The following is a 20,151-nucleotide window of genomic DNA, read 5'->3' as shown; positions in this document are numbered from 1 at the left end:
CCTCGCGCGCAACGCGTCCCGCTTACTTGAGGTAACGGCGCTCCAGCTCCCGCATATGGGCATCGCCCTGCAGCGCGATGATTTCCTTGACCGCCGGCAGCGCCGCATCCACCTGATGGATGCCGCCATCGCTGCGGATGCGGGCGAACACGTCCCGCATCGCCCCCACCGCGGCGCGGATGGCGTGATTGCCATAGATGACCAGGCCGACCTTGCCCAGCGCCTGGATATCGGCTTCGCGCAGTTGCGGATAGGCGGTGGGCACCAGCACCAGCGGCGCGCGGCCTTGCCATGCCGCGACGAACGACAGGATCTCGTCGGGCGTGTTCTGCTTGGAATGGATCAGGATGGCGTCCGCGCCCGCAGCTTCATACGCGCGCGCCCGGACCAAGGCCTCCTGCTCGCCGGCGCCCGCGATCAGCGCCTCGGTCCGGGCGATCACGCAGAAATCCGCATCGCGGCGGGCGCTGCAGGCGGCTTCGATCTTGCCCTGGAACTCCTCGATCCGCACCAGCTCCTGCCTGCCGGACGCGCGCAGACTCGTGTCCTTGGGAAAGGTCTTGTCTTCCATCACCACCGCCGACACGCCTGCGGCTTCATACTGCGGCACCATGTAGGAGACATTGATGGCATTGCCGAATCCGGTGTCGATGTCGGCAATCACGGGCACGTCCACCGCGGCGGCGATCGCCCGCATCATGTCCAGGTGCTGCGAGGGCGAGAGTATGCTGGCATCGGGCACGGCGTAGCTGGCCGACAGCTCGAAGCCGCTGCCCCAGATGGCGTCGAACCCGGCATCGGCCGCCAGCCTGGCGGACAGCGGGTTGTGCGCCGACATGGCGTGCATCAAGACGGGATCCTGCAATTTCTGGCGGAAACGGGCGTTTCTGGTCATGGCGGACACGTAGGCAAAAACCCGGCGCGCCGCGCGCCGGCTGCGGCCATCGTAGCGCCAATCCCCGCCTTGCCCGAAACGTCAGCCGGCCTCGCCGCCGCGTCGCGCCTTCATGGCCTGCCCGATCCCGGCCAGCGTATCGTCCGGGATCAGCCGCGCCGCCATCGGCAGCAGCTCGCTTTCCTCACGCTGGATATGCGCGGCGTAGGCATCGGTGAAATCCTGCACCTGGCTGGCGGGCAGCTCGGCCTGGCGGCCCGCCGCGATCTCGGCGAGCGCCTGGCGCAAGGGCTCCCAGCGCCGCGCCAACTGCCGGTGCTCGGCCATCAGGCCGTCCACCAGCGCATGCAGACAGACGGCGTCAGAGCCGGCCATGGATTCGATCAAGGCCGGAAACAGGTCCTCTTCCTCGTCCTCGTGATGGTGTGCGGCCGCGGTATCGAAGTAGCGCATGACGCTGGCCGCCGCGGTTTGAGCCGCGGCGTCGCTGCCATGCACCGGCAGGTGCGCGGCAAGACGCCCCAAGGTCGCGCACTGGCGGGAAATGCGGCCATGGCAGGCCGACAGCAAAGCCAAGGGATCATCCGCGCCCGGCGCCGGGGCCGGGCCTCCAGGAAAGCTCACCGCCATCGCACACCTCCGTTATCCGGCGTGGCCACGCCACCACAAGCGGATGGAATCCCACGCGCGTCCCGCGAATCCGGCCTCGGCCACCGGTTCCAGTGCCACCACCGGAAACTGCATGGCGGGCTTGCCGTCCACCAGCACACGCACCTCGCCCACTGCGGACTGGGCCGCGATCGGCGCAATCAGCGGATCCTGCGGTGTCCAGACCGGTTCGACCTTGGCGCCCGCAGGCACCGTCACGTAGGCATCGCGCGCGAATCCGGCCTTCAGGCTGTCCTGCTCGCCCTTCCATACCTCGGGCGTGGCGACCGCCTGGCCGCGCGCGTACAGCTTGATGGTATTGAACCCCTGAAAGCCCCACTCCAGCAACTCGCGGCTTTCCTGCGTGCGCAGCTTGTCCGACGCCGTGCCCACCACCACCGTGATCAGGCGGCGCTGGTCAGCGCCATTAGGACGCTGCGCGGTGGCGACGATGCAATAGCCGGCCGATTCGGTATGCCCGGTCTTCAGCCCGTCCACGCTGGGATCCAGCCACAGCAGGCGGTTGCGGTTCGGCTGCGTGATCTTGTTGTAGGTGAACTGCTTGGCCGAATCGTAGGTCCTGTAGAGCTGGGGATAATCGCGAATGAAACGCGTGGCCAGCATGGACAGGTCGCTGGCGGTGGAGTAGGTCCCCGGATCGGGCAAGCCGTGCGGGCTGGCGAAATGCGTGGCGTGCAGGCCGAGCCTGGCGGCGGTGTCGTTCATCCGCGCCACGAAGGCCTCGACGCTGCCCGACACGGCTTCGGCCAGCGCGATGGCCGCGTCGTTGCCCGACTGGATCATCAGGCCGCGCAGCAGATCGTCCACCGACACCTTCGAGCCCGGCTCCAGGAACATCTTCGAGCTGCCCGCCGGCACCTTCCAGGCGCGGGTCGACACCGTGACCATTTGCGCCGCGGACAGCTCTTTCTTGCTGAGCGCCTCGAACACGACGTAGGCCGTCATGATCTTGGTCAGGGATGCGGGCTCGATCCGGGTCGTCGCCGCATGCGACGCGATCACCTGTCCGCTGGTCTCGTCCAGCAAGAGCCAGGCCTTGGCCGACAGGGCCGGCGCGGGCACCGTCTGCGCCACGGCGCCCGACATGCACGCGGCCGCGACGATCAGGCTCGCCGCCAACTTCTTCATCAACATATGACTGCTTCGCTTCCATGCTTGGTTTTTCCCGCGCGGGTCTCGCGCAGGGCACGCAATTGGAACACGCCCGGCGCAGTTGGTTCAGTGCCGCAGGCATCTGAAAAGATGCGCGATGAATGTCACGACATCTTGCTGGAGCCCTTCTACAAAGCACTTTCTGTGTCGAAAACAACAAACAAGGGCCAAAAACCCGCTAGAAAACCGCATTAATCGCCACTCTTCCGCTATCATCGGCCGCGTAGCGTCAAACGCCGATACCCGGCGCGCGCTGCTCCATGACCTCAACATACGGATTTTGACCATGGCCACGAAAGCAAAAGCTCCTGCCAAGAAAGTCACCAAGCCCGCCGCCAAGGCGCCCGCAAAGAAGGCAACTGCTGCCAAACCCGCTGTGAAGCCCGCTGCAAAGCCGGCCGTCAAGAAGGTCGTCGCCGCCAAGAAGGTCGCTGCTGCCCCCAAGGCCATCAAGGCCGCCCTGAACAAGACCCAGCTGATCGCCTACATCGTTGAGCAATCGGGCGTTGAAGCCAAGTCGGTCAAGGCCGTCCTGGCCAGCCTGGAAACCTCGGTGCTGGGCTCCGTGGACAAGAAGGGCGCTGGCGAATTCACGCTGCCCGGCCTGTTCAAGGTTGCCGTGCAGAAGGTTCCGGCCAAGGCCAAGCGCTTCGGCAAGGATCCGTTCACCGGTGAAGAGCGCTGGTTCCCCGCCAAGCCGGCTTCGGTCAAGGTGAAGGTTCGCCCGCTCAAGAAGCTGAAGGACGCCGCGCAGTAATTCGCGCGTAGTTCCGGTCAAGCCGGAAGGGCCCGCCTCGCAAGAGGCGGGCCCTTCTTTTTTGCCGCGGCCGGCCTGCACGACGCATAGGTCGGCTTTTTCCAATTTATCTTCATGTTAAGATACTTCACGTAAAAACAAATCCCATGCACCCATGAATGACCTCGTCGATCTGGTGATCTCCCAATGGACCGCCGAATGTCCCGCCCAGGACTTCGCCGCCATGTCCGTCGTCACCCGTGTGTTCCGTCTGAACGCGCTGGCCGCGCGCAACGTGAACCGCAGCTTCCGCAACTACGACCTGCACCAGGGCGAATTCGACGTGCTGGCCACGCTGTACCGCAGCGGCTCGCCCTACGCGCTGAATCCGCAGAAGCTGGTGGAGGCCCTGCTGTTGACCTCCGGCGCCATGACCAACCGGCTCGACCGCCTGGAGCAGGCCGGCCTGCTCACGCGCAGCCCCAATCCGGAAGACCGGCGCGGCGTCATCGTGTCGCTCACGGCCGAAGGCTTGCGCACCATCAAGCTGGTGCTGAAGGACTACCTGAAGGACCTCAATGAACTGCTTGAACCGCTGTCCGCAGCCGAGCGCAAGCAACTGGCCGGCCTCCTCAGGAAGCTGCTGATCAAGCAGGACCAGGAAACGCCTGGCGGCATCGGCGCCTGAGCCGAGCCCTCTTCCGCAGCCATCATCCCCGATCCCGATCCATGACTTCCGCTACCCAGTCCTCCCAGACGCCGGTCCTGACCGCGCCCATCCTCCTGTTGATGTCGGTCGCGACCGGCCTCGCCGTCGCCAGCAACTATTACGCGCAGCCGCTGCTGCATACGATCAGCGAGCAATTCTCGCTGTCCAGCGCCACGGCGGGCAGCATCGTCACCACCGCGCAGCTGAGCTATGCGGTGGGCCTGATGCTGCTCGTGCCCCTGGGCGACATGTTCGAGCGCCGCAGCCTGATCGTGCTGATGAACCTGCTGTCCTCGGGCGGTCTGCTGATTTCCGCCTTCGCCCCCAATATCGGCGTGCTGATCCTGGGCACGGCGCTGACGGGCATGCTGTCCGTGGTGGCCCAGATCCTGGTGCCTTTCGCCGCGACGCTGGCCGCCCCGCATGAGCGGGGCAAGGCCGTGGGCACCGTCATGAGCGGACTGCTGCTGGGCATCCTGCTGGCCCGCACCGTCGCCGGCGCGCTCGCCGACGTAGGCAGCTGGCGCACCGTGTACTGGGTGGCGGCCATCCTGATGCTGATCATGTCAGCGGCCCTGTGGCGCCTGCTGCCGCGCCACCAGAGTCCGGCCGGGCTGAGCTACCCGCGCCTGCTAGGCTCCATCCTGCGCATGTTCGTCGAGGAACCGCTGTTCCGCGCCCGCTCGCTGCTGGGCGGCCTGCTGTTCGCCGCCTTCAGCATGCTGTGGACGCCGCTGACCTTCCTGCTGGCCAGCCCTCCCTATCAATACAGCAACACCACCATCGGCCTGTTCGGCCTGGCGGGCGCCGCCGGCGCCTACGCCGCCAACCGCTTCGGCCGCCTGGCCGACCGCGGCCTGGGCAACCTCGCCACCCGCGTCGGACTGCTGTTGCTGCTGGGCTCCTGGGGACTGATCGCCTTCGGCCAGGTGTCGGTGCTGGCCCTGCTGGTGGGCATCCTGGTGCAGGATCTCGCGATCCAGGGCGTGCACGTCACCAACAGCAGCGCCCTCTACCGCCTGCGCCCCGAAGCGCGCAGCCGGCTGACGGCCGGCTACATGACCAGCTACTTCATCGGCGGCGCATCCGGTTCGCTGGTATCGTCCTGGCTGTACGCCCATTTTGGCTGGCCCGGCGTGGTCACGGCGGGCGCCGTCCTCGGGGTGATTACGCTGGCTTATGGCGCCCTGGCGCCCAGCGCGCGCATCCCCGAAACGGCTCCGTCCCCTGCCCGCGCCTAGCACCTCCTATAATCAGGGGTTTTGGCCGCCTCCGCGCCCGCGCGGCGAGGCGGCTCACCCTTTTTTTGCCATCGTGCACGAGCCCATGCAGGAACGTTACCTCCCCAATACCGTCGAAGCAGCCGCCCACCAAGACTGGCAGGCGCGCGACGTCTACCTGGTCCACGAACACGCCAAGAACGCCGACGGCTCCGAAAAGCCGAAGTTCTACGCCTGCTCCATGCTGCCCTACCCCAGCGGCAAGCTGCACATGGGCCACGTGCGCAACTACACCATCAACGACATGATGGCCCGTCAGCTGCGCATGCGCGGCTACAACGTTCTGATGCCCATGGGCTGGGACGCCTTCGGCATGCCGGCGGAAAACGCCGCCATCAAGTCCAAGGTGCCGCCGGCGAAGTGGACGTACGACAACATCGCCTACATGAAGAAGCAGATGAAGGCGATGGGCCTGGCGATCGACTGGTCGCGCGAAATGTGCGCCTGCGATCCCCAGTACTACAAGTGGAACCAGTGGCTGTTCCTCAAGATGCTGGAAAAGGGCGTCGCCTACCGCAAGACCCAGGTCGTCAACTGGGACCCCGTGGACCAGACCGTGCTGGCCAATGAACAGGTCATCGACGGCCGCGGCTGGCGCTCGGGCGCGCTGGTCGAAAAGCGCGAGATCCCCGGCTACTACCTGCGCATCACCGATTACGCCGACGAACTGCTGGGCGCCGTCCAGAACGACCTGCCCGGCTGGCCCGAGCGCGTGCGCCTGATGCAGGAAAACTGGATCGGCAAGTCCGAGGGCCTGCGCTTCGCTTTCCCGCACAAGATCGCCGGCCAGGACGGCCAGCTGATCCAGGACGGCAAGCTGTACGTCTTCACCACCCGCGCCGACACCATCATGGGCGTGACCTTCTGCGCCGTGGCGCCGGAACACCCCCTGGCCACGCAGGCCGCGCTCTCCAATCCGCAACTGGCCGCGTTCATCGAACAATGCAAGCTGGGCGGCACGACCGAGGCCGAAATGGCCACGCGCGAAAAGGAAGGCATGCCCACGGGCCTGTACGTCACGCACCCGGTCACGGGCGCCGAAGTTCAGGTCTGGGTGGGCAACTACGTGCTCATGACCTACGGCGACGGCGCCGTGATGGGCGTGCCGGCGCATGACGAGCGTGATTTCGCCTTCGCCAAGAAATATGACCTGCCCATCGTGCAGGTCGTGGACGTGGCCGGCAAGGAATACTCCACCAATGCCTGGCAGGAGTGGTACGGCGACAAGCAAGCCGGACGCACCATCAATTCGGGCAAGTACGACGGCCTCTCCCACAAGGAAGCGGTCGACGCCATCGCCGTCGACCTGGGCGCGCAAGGCCTGGGCGAAAAGCAGACCACCTGGCGCCTGCGCGACTGGGGCATCTCGCGCCAGCGCTATTGGGGCACCCCCATCCCCATCATCCACTGCGCGGATTGCGGCCCGGTCCCGGTTCCGGAAAAAGACCTGCCGGTGGTCCTGCCCGACGACCTCATCCCGGACGGCAGCGGCAATCCGCTGGCCAAGAACGAGGCGTTCCTGTCCTGCTCCTGCCCCAAGTGCGGCAAGCCGGCGCGCCGTGAAACGGACACGATGGACACCTTCGTGGACTCGTCCTGGTACTTCATGCGCTACACCTCGCCGGGCAACGATAACGCCATGGTCGACGCGCGCAACGACTACTGGATGCCGATGGACCAGTACATCGGCGGCATCGAACACGCGGTGCTCCACCTGCTGTACGCCCGCTTCTGGACCAAGGTCATGCGCGACATGGGCTTGCTCAACTTCGACGAGCCCTTCACCAAGCTGCTGTGCCAGGGCATGGTGCTGAACCATATCTACTCGCGCAAGACGCCGCAGGGCGGCATCGAGTACTTCTGGCCGGAAGACGTCGAAAACGTCTACGACGACCGCGGCGCCATCGTCGGCGCCAAGCTGAAGTCGGACGGCTCCGCCATCACCTACGGCGGCGTAGGCACGATGTCCAAGTCGAAGAACAACGGCGTCGACCCGCAATCGCTGATCGACACGCTGGGCGCGGACACGGCCCGCCTGTTCGTCATGTTCGCCAGCCCGCCGGAACAGACCCTCGAATGGTCGGACTCTGGGGTCGAAGGCTCCAACCGCTTCCTGCGCCGCCTCTGGTCCATCAGCTACGGCCAGCGCGAGGCCATCGCGCGCGGCCTGGCCCATGGCGCTGACTGGGCGCAGGCGCCGGCCCCGGTCAAGGATCTGCGCCGCGAGGTCTACGGCCTGCTCAAGCAAGCCGACTACGACTACCAGCGCATCCAGTACAACACCGTCGTGTCGGCGTGCATGAAGATGCTCAACGCCATCGACGACGCCAAGCTGCCCGAAGGCGCAGCCGCGGACGCCGCCTACGCCGAAACGCTGGGCGTGCTGCTGCGCGTGCTGTATCCCGTGGTGCCGCACATCACCTGGCACCTGTGGCGCGACCTGGGCTACGCCCACGAGCTGGGCGACCTGCTCGACGCGCCTTGGCCGCACGTGGACGAGGCGGCGCTGGTCGCCGACGAGATCGAGCTGATGCTCCAGGTCAACGGCAAGCTGCGCGGCTCCATCCGCGTGGCCGCCAAGGCCGCCAAGGAAGACATCGAAAAGCTCGCGGCATCCCAGGAAGAGGTCGCCCGCTTCCTGGAAGGCCGTCCGCCCAAGCGCGTCATCGTGGTTCCGGGCAAACTGGTCAACGTCGTAGGCTGATGAGGTCAAGCATGCACTTCGCCGGGCAACAAACGCACTCCCCCCGCCAGTCCTGGCTGCTGCGCGGCGCCTGCCTGGCGCTGTTCATGCTGCTCTCCGCTTGCGGCTTCGCCTTGCGTGGCGTCACGCCGATGCCGTTCGATACGCTGTATGTCGGCATTTCCGACACCACGCAGTTCGGCGCCGACGTGCGCCGCGCGCTGCGCGCGGCCTCGCCGAACACCAAGCTCGTGTCGACCCCCAAGGAGGCGCAAGCCATCCTGCAGCAGGTCGCCGACACTCGCACCCTGCGAGAGGTGTCGCTGAACGCCCAGGGCCGTGTCGAGGAATACGAACTCGGCATCAACTACACGTTCCGCCTCATCGATGCCAAGGGCCGCGCCCTGATCCCGGACACCACGCTGTCGATCTACCGCGAAATGCCCTATGACGACCAGGTGGTGCAAGCCAAGCAAGGCCAGATCGAAACGTTGTACCGGGCCATGCAGCGCGACCTGGTGTCCCGCCTGCTGCGCCGCATGACCGCGCCGGAAGTGCGCCATGCATTCGAGAATGCCGAAGAGCGCGCGGAAGACGGCGAGACCCCGCTGTACGACCCGACCACGCCGGAACAAAAGCGCACGCCCGCGCCGTGGCAGACGCCGTCCACCACCGATCCGGCCATCCTGCGTTAAATGGCACAGCCCCTGGACGCGGATCGCCTGGCCGAGCACCTGCAGCGGCCAGGCAACCGCCTGGCCCCGCTCTACACGGTGTCCGGCGACGAACCCCTGCTCGTGACCGAGGCCGTGGACGCGCTGCGCGCCGCGGCCCGTAACGCGGGCTACACCGACCGCCTGTCCATGGTCATGGACGCGCGCAGCGACTGGAGCTCGGTCACCGCCGCCACGCAAAGCGTGTCGCTGTTCGGCGACCGCCGCATCCTTGAAATCAAGATCCCGACGGGCAAGCCTGGCAAGTCCGGCGCCGACACCCTGGCCAAGCTGGCCGAACAGGCCGAGAAGCAGGCGGATCCGGACACGCTCGTGCTGATCGCCCTGCCGCGCCTGGACAAGGCCACCCGCGAAAGCCGCTGGGTGCAGGCCTTGAGCCGCGGCGGCATGATGGTCGACATCGCCAACATCGAACGGGGCCGCCTGCCCGCCTGGGTCGGCATGCGGCTGGCGCGCCAGAACCAGCGCGCCGACGGCGCCACCCTGCAATGGATGGCCGACAAGGTGGAAGGCAATCTGCTGGCCGCCCACCAGGAAATCCAGAAGCTGGGCCTGCTCTACCCCGAAGGCCAGCTGGCCGCGGAGGACGTGGAGCGAGCGGTGCTGAACGTTGCGCGCTATGACGTCTTCGGCCTGCGCGACGCCATGCTCGCCGGCGACACCGGCCGCACCATCCGCATGATCGACGGCCTGCGCGCCGAAGGCGAAGCGCTGCCGCTGGTGCTATGGGCGGTCGGCGAGGAAATCCGCCTGCTGGCCCGCATCGCCGAAGCGCGCGCCCTGGGCCAGGACGTCAACGGCCTGATGCGCCGCCTGCGCATTTTCGGCGCGCACGAGCGGCTGGCGTTGCAGGCGCTGAACCGGGTGCAGCCGAACGTGTGGCCGGCCGCCGTGCAGCATGCACATGAGGTCGATCGCCTGATCAAGGGCCTGTCGGTGCCAGGACGCCTGTCCGATCCCTGGGAAGAAATGACGCGGCTCGCGCTGCGTGTCGCCGCCGCTGGCGGACGACCGTGAAGGCGGCATAGCCGCCGCCTTCGCCTCCCGCGCCAGCCCATGCGCTGGCATTCGCCCGGCCTCGCGGCCGGATATACACTGAATCTCCAGGTGGCGTCCGCGCCGCCCCATCCTCATGATCGACGCTGCCATGTCCACGTCCTCCATCGAACAAGCCATGCTCACCCTGGGCGAAAACGCCCGCCGCGCCTCGCGCGCCATGATGCGCGCCACCGGCGCCGCCAAGAACCAGGCGCTGCTCGCCATGGCCGACGCCCTGGCCGCCAGCCACGACGAACTCAAGGCCGCCAACGAAAAAGACCTGGCCGCGGCGCGCAGCAACGGCCTGGAGCCGGCGCTGCTGGACCGCCTGACCCTGTCGGACAAGACACTGGCGCACATGGCCGAGGGCCTGCGCCAGATCGCCGCCCTGCCTGATCCCATCGGCAGCATCACCGCCACCAGCGTACGCCCCAACGGCATGCGCGTGGCGCAGATGCGCGTGCCGCTGGGCGTGATCGGCATCATCTACGAATCCCGCCCCAACGTGACCATCGACGCGGCCGCGCTGTGCCTGAAGTCCGGCAACGCCGCCATCCTGCGCGGCGGTAGCGAAGCCCTGCATTCCAACATCGCGCTGGGCCGCATCGTGCAGACCGGCCTGGCCGCCGCGGGGCTGCCGCAGGACGCGGTGCAGGTCGTCGCCACGGCCGACCGCGCCGCCGTCGGCAAGCTCATCACCATGACCGAGCACATCGACGTCATCGTGCCGCGCGGCGGCAAGGGGCTGATCGCCCGCCTGTCGCAAGAGGCGCGCGTGCCGCTCATCAAGCACCTGGACGGCAACTGCCACGTCTATATCGACGCGGCGGCCGATCCGGACAAGGCGCACGCCATCGCCTTCAATGCCAAGACCTACCGCTACGGCATCTGCGGCGCCATGGAAACGCTGCTGGTCGACGCGGTCGCCGCCGTTTCCATCCTGCCCAGCCTGGCCGCGGCCCTCACCGAGCACGGCGTCGAATTGCGCGGCTGCCCCCGCACGCTGGCCTTGCTGCCCCACGCCAAACCGGCCACGGAAGAAGACTGGGCCACGGAGTACCTGGGTCCCATCCTGGCGGTGCGCATCGTCGACACGCTGGACGACGCCATCGAGCACATCGCGCGCTGGGGCTCGGGCCATACCGACGCCATCGTCACAGAGGACCTGTCCGCCGCACAGCGCTTCCAGCGCGAGGTCGACTCCAGCTCCGTGTACGTCAACCTGCCGACCTGCTTTGCGGACGGTTTCGAATACGGCCTGGGCGCCGAGATCGGCATCTCGACGAACCGCCTGCACGCGCGCGGCCCGGTCGGCCTGGAAGGACTGACCACGCTGAAGTGGGTGCTCAGCGGCGAAGGCCAGGTGCGCGGCTGATCCCGAGCCTCCGACTGCACGCAGACTGACGCGGCCCTGAACACGGGGCCGCGGCAAGCCTTCTACAATACGGCCAGCAGTTTTCCGCAGGCATTCTTTTCATCCGAACGCGGCGCGCCGCGTCTTCCTGAGATCCCCATGTACTCACCCGCGATGGCCATGGCCTTCAGCCTCTTCCTGCTGTGCTTCATCACATGCACGCTCAGCGGCGTCGTGCTGTTCTTCAAGAGCAAGCAGATCAACGCCAAATTGAAGCACCCGTACCTGCAGCACCGTCAATTCAATCAGTATCCGCTTGCGATCCAGGCATCCATCACGCTGGATTACTTTTTCCGCCTGATGTTTCCCGGCACGCGCTTCTGGCTGATCGGCAACGCCAACGACCTGCTCTCCCACGTCGATCCGAAGAAGACGCCGCTATCGCTGAAATGGCCGATCGTCGGCTTCTGGGGCTCGTGCTGGCTCGGCCTGATCGCCATGATCGTGCTCTGGATCATGCTGTTCCTGGGAGCTTGAACCCATGCAGATCAGAATCGAAGACTATCCCGGCAGCCTCGAGGCGGCCCGCTATCTGGTCGCCGCGCGCGAGTCCGGCATCGCCGGCCCGCGCCTGCCCGCCGACTGCCGTCCCCAATCGCTGAACCAGGCCTTCGCCGTGCAGCAACGCACCGCGCAGCTGCTGCTCGAGAAGCATCAGGACGACATCGGCGCCTGGAAGAGCGCCTTGCCCACGCCCGAGAAAAGCGTGGTCGCGCCGATCTACGCCTCGACCATCGCGTACGCCGAAGCCGGCCCTGTTGCGGCCCGGACCCAGACCGTGCGCATCGAACCCGAGATCGCGTTCGAAATTGCCCGGGATCTGCCCGCACGCCCCGAGCCCTACACCGAGTCCGAAGTGGACGCGGCCATCGGCGGCGCGCGCCTGGCCTTGGAAGTACTGGGCTGCCGTTATGCGGCTCCGGAACATGCCAGCCTGCCGGAACTCCTGGCCGACCATATGTTCAACCAGGGGCTGGTACTGGGTCCGCGCATCGCATCCCCGCACGATGCCCCCGGCGCCTTGAGCATCACGCTGTCCGTGGACGGGGTTGAAACCGAGCAGCACGCGGGCATCCACCCGAACGATCGTCCCAAGGCCGGGCTCTACTGGCTGGCCAATTTCCTGCGCGAACAAGGTCTGGGACTACGCGCCGGCCAGCACGTCATCACCGGCTCCTATGCCGGCTTCCTGGACGTGCCCGCCAACCGCGATCTCGAACTCGCCTACGGCGACCTCGGCGTCCTGCGCCTGCACTTCAGCAAGCCCTAGCCCGCCCGGCCGCACACCGAACTTCCGTCCCCTGCCCGCCTGGTCCGCTCTTGCGGACTAGCGGGCCGCGGGCTGCGCGATCTCGATGGGCGCTGCGCCCGCCTCGATGATTTCTCCCACATCCAGACACAGGTCCTCGCGGTAGCGTCCCGCCAGCACCTGCACGCCCACCGGGCTCGCGCCTGCCTCGCTCATCGCGCTGCCCATCGCCACCGACAGGCCTGGCAAACCCATGAACGGCACGCCGATCTGCGTCATCTGCGCGCGCCAGACGCGCGCGTAGGCGGCATCGCCTTGCAGATCGAGCTTGTCAGGGAACGGCAGCTCGGCCGACACGGGCAGCAACAGCACGGGATACTCGGCGAAGAACAACTCCCACAGGCGCGTCAGCGTAGCGCGCCGCGTCAGCGTGGCGGAAAAACTCGCAAGGTCGGCCCCCGCCGCCTTGTCGCGCTGGCCAGCCAGCGCTACCAGAGCTCCGCGATCGCCTTCTTTTTCCGCGGCTGCCACCATGGCGTCGTAGCCATCGGCCAGCCACATGCGGATCTGCAGGTCCGCCGCCTCCTGCATCGGCGGCACGGCATCCAGCGTATCCACCGTCCAGCCTGCCTCGCTGAGCCGGCGGGCGGCTTCCTGCAAGGCCTTGACCACGGCGGGCTGGGTGTCCATGCCGTCCGGATTCAGGCACAGCGCGGCCCGGCGCGGCGTCTCGGCCCCGACCAGGGGAGCGGGCACCCACCAAGGATCGCGCACATCCCGCGCCGCCAGCGCGGCCAGGCCCAGTCTTAGATCTGCGATGCTGCGCCCCAGCGGGCCGGACACCGCGGTCAACTGTCCCCCGATCGAGCGTTCCGGCAGCGCCGCGTTGTACGCCGCCACGCGCCCCAGCGACGGCCGCAGGCCATGCACGCCGCAGGCATAGGCCGGATAGCGGATGGAGCCGGCGATATCCGTGCCATGCGCCAGATGGCCGATGCCAGCCGCCACCGCGGCAGCCGCGCCGCCCGACGAGCCGCCGGGCGTCAGCGCCGGATTGCGCGGGTTCAAGGTATCGCCATGCAGCGCATTGCCGGTGAACCAGCGCAAGGAAAACGCGGGCGTGTTGGTGCGGCCCAGGATCACGGCGCCCGCGCGCAACAGATTGTCCACGACCGGGCTGTTCTCCGCCGCGATCACATCCTTCTGCAGGTTCACGCCATTGGTCGTGGCGTAACCCGCCTGGTCCACGTTGATTTTCACGGTAACGGGCACGCCGGCCAACGGCCCCGGGTCTTCGCCGCGCGCAAGCATCGCATCCACTTGCGCCGCTTGTGCCAGCACATCGTCCGGGCGGTGGTCCACCACGGCATTGATCGCGGGATTGACGGCATCCAGCCGGTCCAGCGCGCTTTGCGCGGCCTCGCGGGCGGACACCTCGCGCTTGCGGATGCGGGCGGCAAGCTCAACTGCGGACAAACGCCAAAGATCGGACACGCGCGACTCCTGAATCATGGTTGCATGGAAGATCAGGCAAACCTTAGCGCCTGCCGCGCCTGCCCACAAGCCGCCGCCGGCCCGGAACGCTACTCGTCCTCCTCGAAGACCTCGACTATCGCGTCGGCAACGGCGCGCACGCGCGCCGTGCGGTTCAGGTCGCCGTGCATCACCAACCACAAATCGTAGGGTTCGCTGCGCGTCGGCCAGATACGTACCAGCTCGGGATACCCCGGCGCCATGTGCGTGGGCACCTCGCCGATGCCCAGCCCGGCCGCGACCGCCTCGAGGATCATCAGGCCGGAGTTCAGCTCCACGCCGATGCGGCCGTTGCCCGTGGGCTCGCCGCAAAACGTGTCGGACCAGCCCGGCAGCACCGCTTGCTGGTACGTCACCAGCGTGTGCCCCGCGAACGCAGTGCCCGGCCGCGGCTCGCCATGCGCAGCCAGGTAGGCGCGCGAAGCGTACAGCCCGACCTCCTTGCGCGTCAGGTGCCGGTGTATCAAATCGGGGTTGTCCGGCTTGATGTTCCGTATCGCCAGGTCCGCCTCGCGGCGCGTCAGGTTGCTGATCTGGATGGCCGTGGACAGCACCACGCGGATGTCGGGGTGCTGGGCATGCACGCGCCGCACCGCTTCCATGATGTAGTAGCTGGCCACGGTTTCCGAGGTCGCCACGCGCACCACGCCGGACAGGCGATGATCCAGCCCCTGCATCTGGCGCTGCAATTGGTCCGCCGCCTGCTCCATGCGCTCCGCGGCCGCGAACGCCAGTTCGCCGGCCGCCGTGGGCACGTATCCACCCGGCGTGCGCAGGAACAGCCGCGCGTCCAGCGAGGACTCCAGCGCCGCCAGCCTGCGCCCGGCGGTTGCCTGGTCGATCTGCAGCAGCGCGGCGGCGCCCCGCAGGGTTCCCACCCGGTAGATGGCCAGGAAGATCCTGGCGTTGTCCCAGTCCATCGCGTTCGCCCTAAGGATGCATTTTTGCATCACTATAAAGCAATTATTCGGCTTTTTTGCATCAAAGCAGAGGTCTAAGCTTCAGTCCTCGACAGCCTCGCCACACCATCAGCCATGAGTTCCGCCTGCCCCAACCTCACCGCGCCCTCGCTGGCCGCCAAACCCGCCGCGGCCGGCCTGCTGCCGCTAGTCACGCTGGCCATCGGCTTCGTCATGGCGATGCTGGACGTCACCGTCGTCAACGTCGCCCTGCCCAGCATCGCAGTGCAGTTCACCGTTCCCCTGACGGATCTGGTCTGGATCGTGGACGGCTACACCCTCACTTTCGCGGCGCTGCTGTTGGTGGCAGGAGCGCTGGCCGACCGGTATGGCGCCAAGACGATCTACCTGGCCGGTTTGGGCGTCTTTACCCTGGCGTCCCTGCTCTGCGGCCTGGCGCCCAACGCGGACATGCTGATCCTGGCCCGCATGCTGCAGGGGCTGGGCGCGGCCCTGTTCATGCCGAGTTCCCTCAGCCTGCTGACCCATGCCTACGACGACGATCAGGTGCGCAACCGCATGCTGGCCGCCTGGTCCGCGATCGTGGCGGTGGCAGGCGCTGCCGGCCCGCTCCTGGGCGGCGTGCTGATCCACCAATTTGGCTGGCGCGGGATCTTCCTCATCAATATCCCGCTGGGATTGGCCGGATTGTGGCTGGCGCGACGCCGCATCCAGGCGGTTGCGCGCCGCCCGCGCGCCCTCAATCCGCTGAGCCACCTGCTGGGCGTGATCGCCTTGTCCTCGCTGTGCTTCGTGCTGATCCAGGGCAACGCCTACGGCTGGTCCTCCAACCTCATACTGGGCACGGTGGTCCTCTGCGCGGCCGCCGCCCTGCTGCTGGTGCGGCGCGAGCGCCGCCATGCCGACCCCATCATCCCGCGCGCCCTGTTCGCCACCGCGCACTTCGCGGCAGCCAACGGCGTCGGCTTTCTGATCAATCTGGCAGCCTACGGCCAGCTCTTCCTGCTCAGCCTGTTCCTGCAGCATGCACGCGGCGCGGACGCATTGGAGACCGGCCTGCAGCTGGTGCCCATGCTGGCCGTGTTCTCCTTGGGCAATCTGTTGTCCAGCCGGGTATCGGCGCGCTGGAACGTGCCAGCGGCGCTGCTGGGCGGGGTATCGTTGGCCGCTGCCATGAGCGCCGCGGGAATCGTCATGTTCTCGCAGGACATGGCCTACTGGCCGTTCGCCGTCATCGTCGCAGTGGCCAATCTGGGCGTGGGCGTCGCCGTTCCCGCCATGACCAGCGTGGTCATGCAGGTCTCGGGCAAGAGCCACGCCAACAGCGCCGCCGCCGCCCTGAATGCCAACCGCCAATCCGGCGCGCTGGTAGGCGTCGCGCTGATGGGCACCATCCTGCATTTGCTGCCGCAATGGAGCGCCAGCCTGCCCGCGGCCTATATCGTCATCACCTCAGGCTATCTGCTCGCTGCCGTGCTTGCGTGGCGCTATCTGCAACGCGCGCGCAATGCCTGAACGCGGGCAAGGCTGCAGTCTTCACAGGCCATGAAGGCCGCAGCGCTCAAACGTTCGCGGCGGGGAGTATCGCCACGCCGCGCCCCGCGAAAAATTCGTCGAAGACAGCCAGCGGCAATTCGACATCGGCCTGCGTGCCGGGCTCTCCCGAAGGATTGTGGAAGGTCACCGAGTCCGGCGTTGCGCGAGTCACCAGCACCAGGTGCCCGCCCTTCCTGGGCGGTTGCCGCTCGGGCCAGCGTATCCAGGGATGCACCGACGCCATGAAATAGGCGGCTTGGGACATCAATCCAGGCAGTTCGTCCGCGCGCAGATCGACATGCACGCGCGCCGCCAGGCCGAATGCCTCGTCCACGTAGCGCACGAACGGCGCGTAGATCATGCCCTTGATCTGTTCGCCTTCCACCGTATAGGCGCCGTAAGCCAAGCTGCCCCGCGCCAGCTCCAACGTCGGATACTGCCGCCCGTCGCGGGCCGCCAGCACCATCTTCAGGCAGGCCATGCCGCAGACGTGGCTGGCCCAGCGCGCGTACTCATCCACGTCGCGCGCGCCCGAGCCGCGCCAGGCCGGGTCATCGGCCAGGGCCAGCGTGCCCTGGATGATTTCGCTGGCCCGATGCGCCGACTCCCACTGGCAAAAATACGGCACGGCGGATCGGGAGGCTGGCGTCGCGTTCATGCAGGACTCCTGGATTCTGGAGGTCAAAGGGAGCCGCTATCTTGCCCGCGCGGCATGCGCGTGGCAACGGGCCGGCGTTTGCTTCACAATGCTCCTATCCGTGCTCACAGGAGACCCGCATGTCCAGCCCTGCCACGTCCAACCCGCCCGCCATCCGCCGCGTCGCCATCGTCGGCGCCGGCACCATAGGCGCCAGTTGGGCTGCGTTGTTCCTCGCCCGCGGCCTTGAGGTCGTCGTCAGCGATCCCGCCGCCGACGCCGAAACGCTGACGCGCGCCCGCGTACAGGCAGCATGGCCCGTGCTGGCGGAACTTGGACACGTGCTGCCCGGCGCCTCCGCTGATGCGCTGCGCTTCGAGCCTGACCTGGAGGCCGCGCTGGCCGGCGCGGACTTCGTGCAGGAAAACGCGCCCGAGCGCGAAGACTTCAAGACTGCCCTCTTTGCGCGCATGGACGCCGTGCTGCCGCCGCAGGTCATCGTCGCGTCCAGCTCCTCCGGCCTCATCATGAGCCGCCTGCAATCGCAGTGCCGCCATGCCTCGCGCTTTGTCATCGGGCATCCGTTCAATCCGCCGCACCTGATTCCGCTGGTCGAAGTGGTCGGCGGCGAACAAACCTCGGCCGACACCATCGATCGTTGCATCGCCTTCTACCGCAGCCTGGGCAAGTACCCCATCCGCTTGAACAAGGAAGTCCCCGGCCACATCGCCAACCGGCTGCAGGCTGCGCTATGGCGCGAAGCCATACACCTGGCGGCCGAAAACGTCGCCAGCGTGGCCGATATCGACGCCGCCGTGTCGCAAGGCCCGGGCCTGCGCTGGGCGCTGTTCGGCCCGCACATGACCTTCAACCTGGGCGGCGGCGCGGGCGGGCTGGCCAATTTCATGGACCACTTGCTGGGCCCAGTCCAGACCTGGTGGGACGATCTCGGCGCGCCGGAAGTCACCCCCGAACTGCAACAGCGCCTGATCGCGGGCGTCAACGCCGAAGCAGGCGAGCGCAGCATCGCCGACCTGGTCCAGGAGCGCGATGCGCAACTCACCGCACTGCTGAAAGCACTGCAGCGCTGAAACGGCGGCGGCCCGCAGCGGGCCGGAATGCGCCATATCCCTCAATACCGGCAGGCCACTGCGCCTGCCCTCTGCCATAGCAGGATTGCTCCATATGATTTCCGTAACACATGACAGCGCCCTTTCCCGCTACACCGCCACCGTCGATGGCGTCCTGTGCGTGCTCGATTACCAGTTGCAAGGCAGCACCATGGCAATCACGCACACCGGCGTGCCCAGCCAGGTGGGCGGACGCGGCATCGCCGCTGCGCTGACCAAATATGCGCTGGACGACGCCCGCGCCCGGGGTTGGAAAGTGCGGCCCTTGTGCTCCTACGCCGACGCCTACATTCGCCGCCACCCTGAGTACAGCGATCTGCTGGCCTGAACCCTGTCGGCATTTCGCACCGTGACCAAGCAATCCAAGCTCCCTTCCACAGCCTGTCCCTGCGGCGGTCCCAAGCCCTATTCCGAATGCTGCGGGCGCTGGCACGAAGGCCCGCAAGCCATGCAAGCGCCCACCGCCGAGGCGCTGATGCGCTCGCGCTACAGCGCCTTCGTGCTGGACAAGCTGCCCTATCTGTTGGCGACCTGGCACCCCAGCACCCGTCCCAGCGCGCTCGAGCCCAATCCGCCCGACCTGAAATGGCTGGGTCTGGCGATCAAGCAGACACGCAGCCAAGACCCCGAGCACGCCACGGTGGAATTCGTCGCCCGCAGCCGCCAGGCCGGCCGCGCCCACCGCCTGCACGAACTCAGCCGCTTCGTGCGCGAAGACGGCCAGTGGTTCTATGTGGATGGCGACCTGTACTGATCCTGGTCCGGCAGTTCCGCACCAGGCCTAACAAACCCAGACATCAGAAAAGGCAGACATGAACCAGGATCCTCGCCACGCCGAAGCGCTATTTCACGCAGAACCTGTCGCGGCACTGCGCGCCGACCTTGCGCTCGCATTACGGGCCGCGGCCGCGCATGGTCTGGGCGAAGGCGTCTGCAATCACTTCAGCGTGGCCCTGCCCGGCGACTCGGAGCATTTCCTCCTCAATCCCCGCGGATTGATGTGGCATGAGGTGCAAGCGGACGACATCGTGCTGATCGATGCCCAAGGCAACAAGCTCGCCGGCCGGCATGCAGTCGAGCCCACGGCCATGTTCATCCATGCCGCCATCCACCGCATCGCCGGCAAGGCCTGTGTGCTGCACACGCACATGCCCTACGCCACGGCCTTGACCCTTACCTCGGATCGCGCGCTCGACACCACGCTGTCGCAAAACGCCATGCGCTTTCACGGCCGCCTGGCAATCGACCAACACTACAACGGCCTGGCGCTGGACGTCAGCGAAGGCGAACGCATCGCCCATGCGATGCAGGGCGCAGACGTGGTCTTCCTCGGCAACCATGGCGTCGTAGTCTGCGGGGAAAGACTGGACTATGCCTATGACGACCTGTTCTTCCTGGAGCGCGCCTGTACCGCCCAGGTGCTTGCGCAATCGACGGGACGCCCGCTGCTGCCGGTCAACCCTGACCTGGCGGCCAAGGTGGCCGCACAGGTCCAAGGCGAACGCCTGCAATCCGAACTGTTCTTCGCCGCTTTGCGACGCCAACTGCCTTAGCCGCTCTTGAGCGGCTTTACCGCTTTGGCTCAAAAGCTTTTACCTGAGCGCCGCAAAAACAAAACCCCTCGCAGGATATTCCTGCGAGGGGTTTTTCATTGGAATTGCGGCTGGTGGTATCGCACGAAAGATCCCGAGCGCAATACATTCGGTCGCCACAAAGACAAAACCCCACAGGGGTTACCTGTGGGGTTCTGCGGAATAAAAGCTTGACGATGACCTACTTTCACAGACGTCCGTCCACTATCATCGGCGCAAAGTCGTTTCACTGTCCTGTTCGGGA

Annotated in this window: 20 protein-coding genes; 14 read left to right on the top strand and 6 right to left on the bottom strand. The window is 66.9% G+C overall.

Features of this window, described 5'->3' with window-relative positions; translation table 11 throughout:
- Positions 1 to 22: 22 nt before the first annotated feature.
- The 3 genes from IB268_RS29310 to IB268_RS29300 all read right to left on the bottom strand — a co-directional run bounded on the left by IB268_RS29310 (position 23) and on the right by IB268_RS29300 (position 2,698).
- Positions 23 to 895 (bottom strand): phosphonopyruvate hydrolase, encoded by an 873-nt coding sequence (locus IB268_RS29310; protein ID WP_192355209.1) that lies wholly within the window; start codon positions 893 to 895, stop codon positions 23 to 25.
- 81 nt (positions 896 to 976) lie between these two features.
- On the bottom strand, positions 977 to 1,525 hold the full coding sequence (locus IB268_RS29305; RefSeq protein WP_054451207.1) for a hemerythrin domain-containing protein: 549 nt from the start codon (positions 1,523 to 1,525) through the stop codon (positions 977 to 979).
- Positions 1,526 to 1,537: 12 nt separating this feature from the next.
- The gene (locus IB268_RS29300; protein WP_082400716.1) at positions 1,538 to 2,698 is read right to left on the bottom strand and encodes a D-alanyl-D-alanine carboxypeptidase family protein; all 1,161 of its coding nucleotides are present in this window, start codon (positions 2,696 to 2,698) and stop codon (positions 1,538 to 1,540) included.
- 304 nt (positions 2,699 to 3,002) lie between these two features.
- Between IB268_RS29300 and IB268_RS29295 the strand changes: the two genes are divergently transcribed.
- The 9 genes from IB268_RS29295 to IB268_RS29255 all read left to right on the top strand — a co-directional run bounded on the left by IB268_RS29295 (position 3,003) and on the right by IB268_RS29255 (position 12,580).
- A complete protein-coding gene (locus IB268_RS29295) occupies positions 3,003 to 3,473 on the top strand; it encodes an HU family DNA-binding protein (protein WP_054451206.1) in 471 nt (156 codons plus the stop codon).
- A gap of 154 nt (positions 3,474 to 3,627) precedes the next feature.
- Positions 3,628 to 4,140 (top strand): MarR family winged helix-turn-helix transcriptional regulator, encoded by a 513-nt coding sequence (locus IB268_RS29290; protein WP_054451205.1) that lies wholly within the window; start codon positions 3,628 to 3,630, stop codon positions 4,138 to 4,140.
- 41 nt (positions 4,141 to 4,181) lie between these two features.
- Positions 4,182 to 5,402 (top strand): MFS transporter, encoded by a 1,221-nt coding sequence (locus tag IB268_RS29285; RefSeq protein ID WP_054451204.1) that lies wholly within the window; start codon positions 4,182 to 4,184, stop codon positions 5,400 to 5,402.
- A gap of 85 nt (positions 5,403 to 5,487) precedes the next feature.
- A complete protein-coding gene (gene leuS / locus IB268_RS29280; RefSeq protein ID WP_054451203.1) occupies positions 5,488 to 8,145 on the top strand; it encodes a leucine--tRNA ligase in 2,658 nt (885 codons plus the stop codon).
- Between the two features lie 11 nt (positions 8,146 to 8,156).
- On the top strand, positions 8,157 to 8,819 hold the full coding sequence (lptE, locus tag IB268_RS29275) for an LPS assembly lipoprotein LptE (protein ID WP_054451202.1): 663 nt from the start codon (positions 8,157 to 8,159) through the stop codon (positions 8,817 to 8,819).
- Positions 8,820 to 9,875: a DNA polymerase III subunit delta gene (holA, locus tag IB268_RS29270; protein ID WP_054451201.1), complete on the top strand. Its 1,056-nt coding sequence runs from the start codon at positions 8,820 to 8,822 to the stop codon at positions 9,873 to 9,875.
- 115 nt (positions 9,876 to 9,990) lie between these two features.
- Positions 9,991 to 11,271 carry a glutamate-5-semialdehyde dehydrogenase gene (locus tag IB268_RS29265; protein ID WP_059371744.1) on the top strand — a complete coding sequence of 427 codons (1,281 nt, stop codon included), beginning with the start codon at positions 9,991 to 9,993 and terminating at the stop codon, positions 11,269 to 11,271.
- Between the two features lie 138 nt (positions 11,272 to 11,409).
- Positions 11,410 to 11,787 carry a hypothetical protein gene (locus tag IB268_RS29260; RefSeq protein ID WP_192355208.1) on the top strand — a complete coding sequence of 126 codons (378 nt, stop codon included), beginning with the start codon at positions 11,410 to 11,412 and terminating at the stop codon, positions 11,785 to 11,787.
- A gap of 4 nt (positions 11,788 to 11,791) precedes the next feature.
- The gene (locus tag IB268_RS29255) at positions 11,792 to 12,580 is read left to right on the top strand and encodes a 2-keto-4-pentenoate hydratase (protein ID WP_175182086.1); all 789 of its coding nucleotides are present in this window, start codon (positions 11,792 to 11,794) and stop codon (positions 12,578 to 12,580) included.
- Between the two features lie 57 nt (positions 12,581 to 12,637).
- Here IB268_RS29255 and IB268_RS29250 read toward each other — a convergent pair whose 3' ends face one another.
- The gene (locus IB268_RS29250) at positions 12,638 to 14,053 is read right to left on the bottom strand and encodes an amidase family protein (RefSeq protein ID WP_175161785.1); all 1,416 of its coding nucleotides are present in this window, start codon (positions 14,051 to 14,053) and stop codon (positions 12,638 to 12,640) included.
- Between the two features lie 89 nt (positions 14,054 to 14,142).
- Positions 14,143 to 15,012: a LysR family transcriptional regulator gene (locus IB268_RS29245; protein ID WP_175161783.1), complete on the bottom strand. Its 870-nt coding sequence runs from the start codon at positions 15,010 to 15,012 to the stop codon at positions 14,143 to 14,145.
- A gap of 114 nt (positions 15,013 to 15,126) precedes the next feature.
- On the opposite strand from IB268_RS29245, the gene IB268_RS29240 reads away from it, so the two are divergent.
- A complete protein-coding gene (locus IB268_RS29240) occupies positions 15,127 to 16,527 on the top strand; it encodes an MFS transporter (protein WP_192355207.1) in 1,401 nt (466 codons plus the stop codon).
- Positions 16,528 to 16,573: 46 nt separating this feature from the next.
- Here the strand turns inward: IB268_RS29240 and IB268_RS29235 are convergent, their stop codons facing one another.
- Positions 16,574 to 17,206, bottom strand: coding sequence for a hypothetical protein (locus IB268_RS29235; protein ID WP_054451195.1), 633 nt, complete (start codon positions 17,204 to 17,206; stop codon positions 16,574 to 16,576).
- A gap of 119 nt (positions 17,207 to 17,325) precedes the next feature.
- Between IB268_RS29235 and IB268_RS29230 the strand changes: the two genes are divergently transcribed.
- From IB268_RS29230 to IB268_RS29215, 4 genes are all read left to right on the top strand, one after another.
- Entirely contained in the window at positions 17,326 to 18,276 is a 951-nt protein-coding gene (locus IB268_RS29230) for a 3-hydroxyacyl-CoA dehydrogenase NAD-binding domain-containing protein (protein WP_054451194.1), read from the top strand.
- Between the two features lie 94 nt (positions 18,277 to 18,370).
- A complete protein-coding gene (locus IB268_RS29225; RefSeq protein WP_054451193.1) occupies positions 18,371 to 18,643 on the top strand; it encodes a GNAT family N-acetyltransferase in 273 nt (90 codons plus the stop codon).
- 21 nt (positions 18,644 to 18,664) lie between these two features.
- Positions 18,665 to 19,069: a YchJ family protein gene (locus tag IB268_RS29220; RefSeq protein WP_054451192.1), complete on the top strand. Its 405-nt coding sequence runs from the start codon at positions 18,665 to 18,667 to the stop codon at positions 19,067 to 19,069.
- A gap of 58 nt (positions 19,070 to 19,127) precedes the next feature.
- Positions 19,128 to 19,868: an aldolase gene (locus IB268_RS29215; RefSeq protein ID WP_054451191.1), complete on the top strand. Its 741-nt coding sequence runs from the start codon at positions 19,128 to 19,130 to the stop codon at positions 19,866 to 19,868.
- Positions 19,869 to 20,151: the final 283 nt, after the last annotated feature.

It is taken from the genome of Achromobacter sp. ACM01 (assembly GCF_014851745.1).
In the GTDB taxonomy this organism is placed as follows: Bacteria; Pseudomonadota; Gammaproteobacteria; order Burkholderiales; family Burkholderiaceae_B; genus Achromobacter; species Achromobacter aegrifaciens.
The sequence above is the reverse complement of the archived record's forward strand: the minus strand, read 5'-3'. Positions and strand labels throughout refer to the sequence as shown.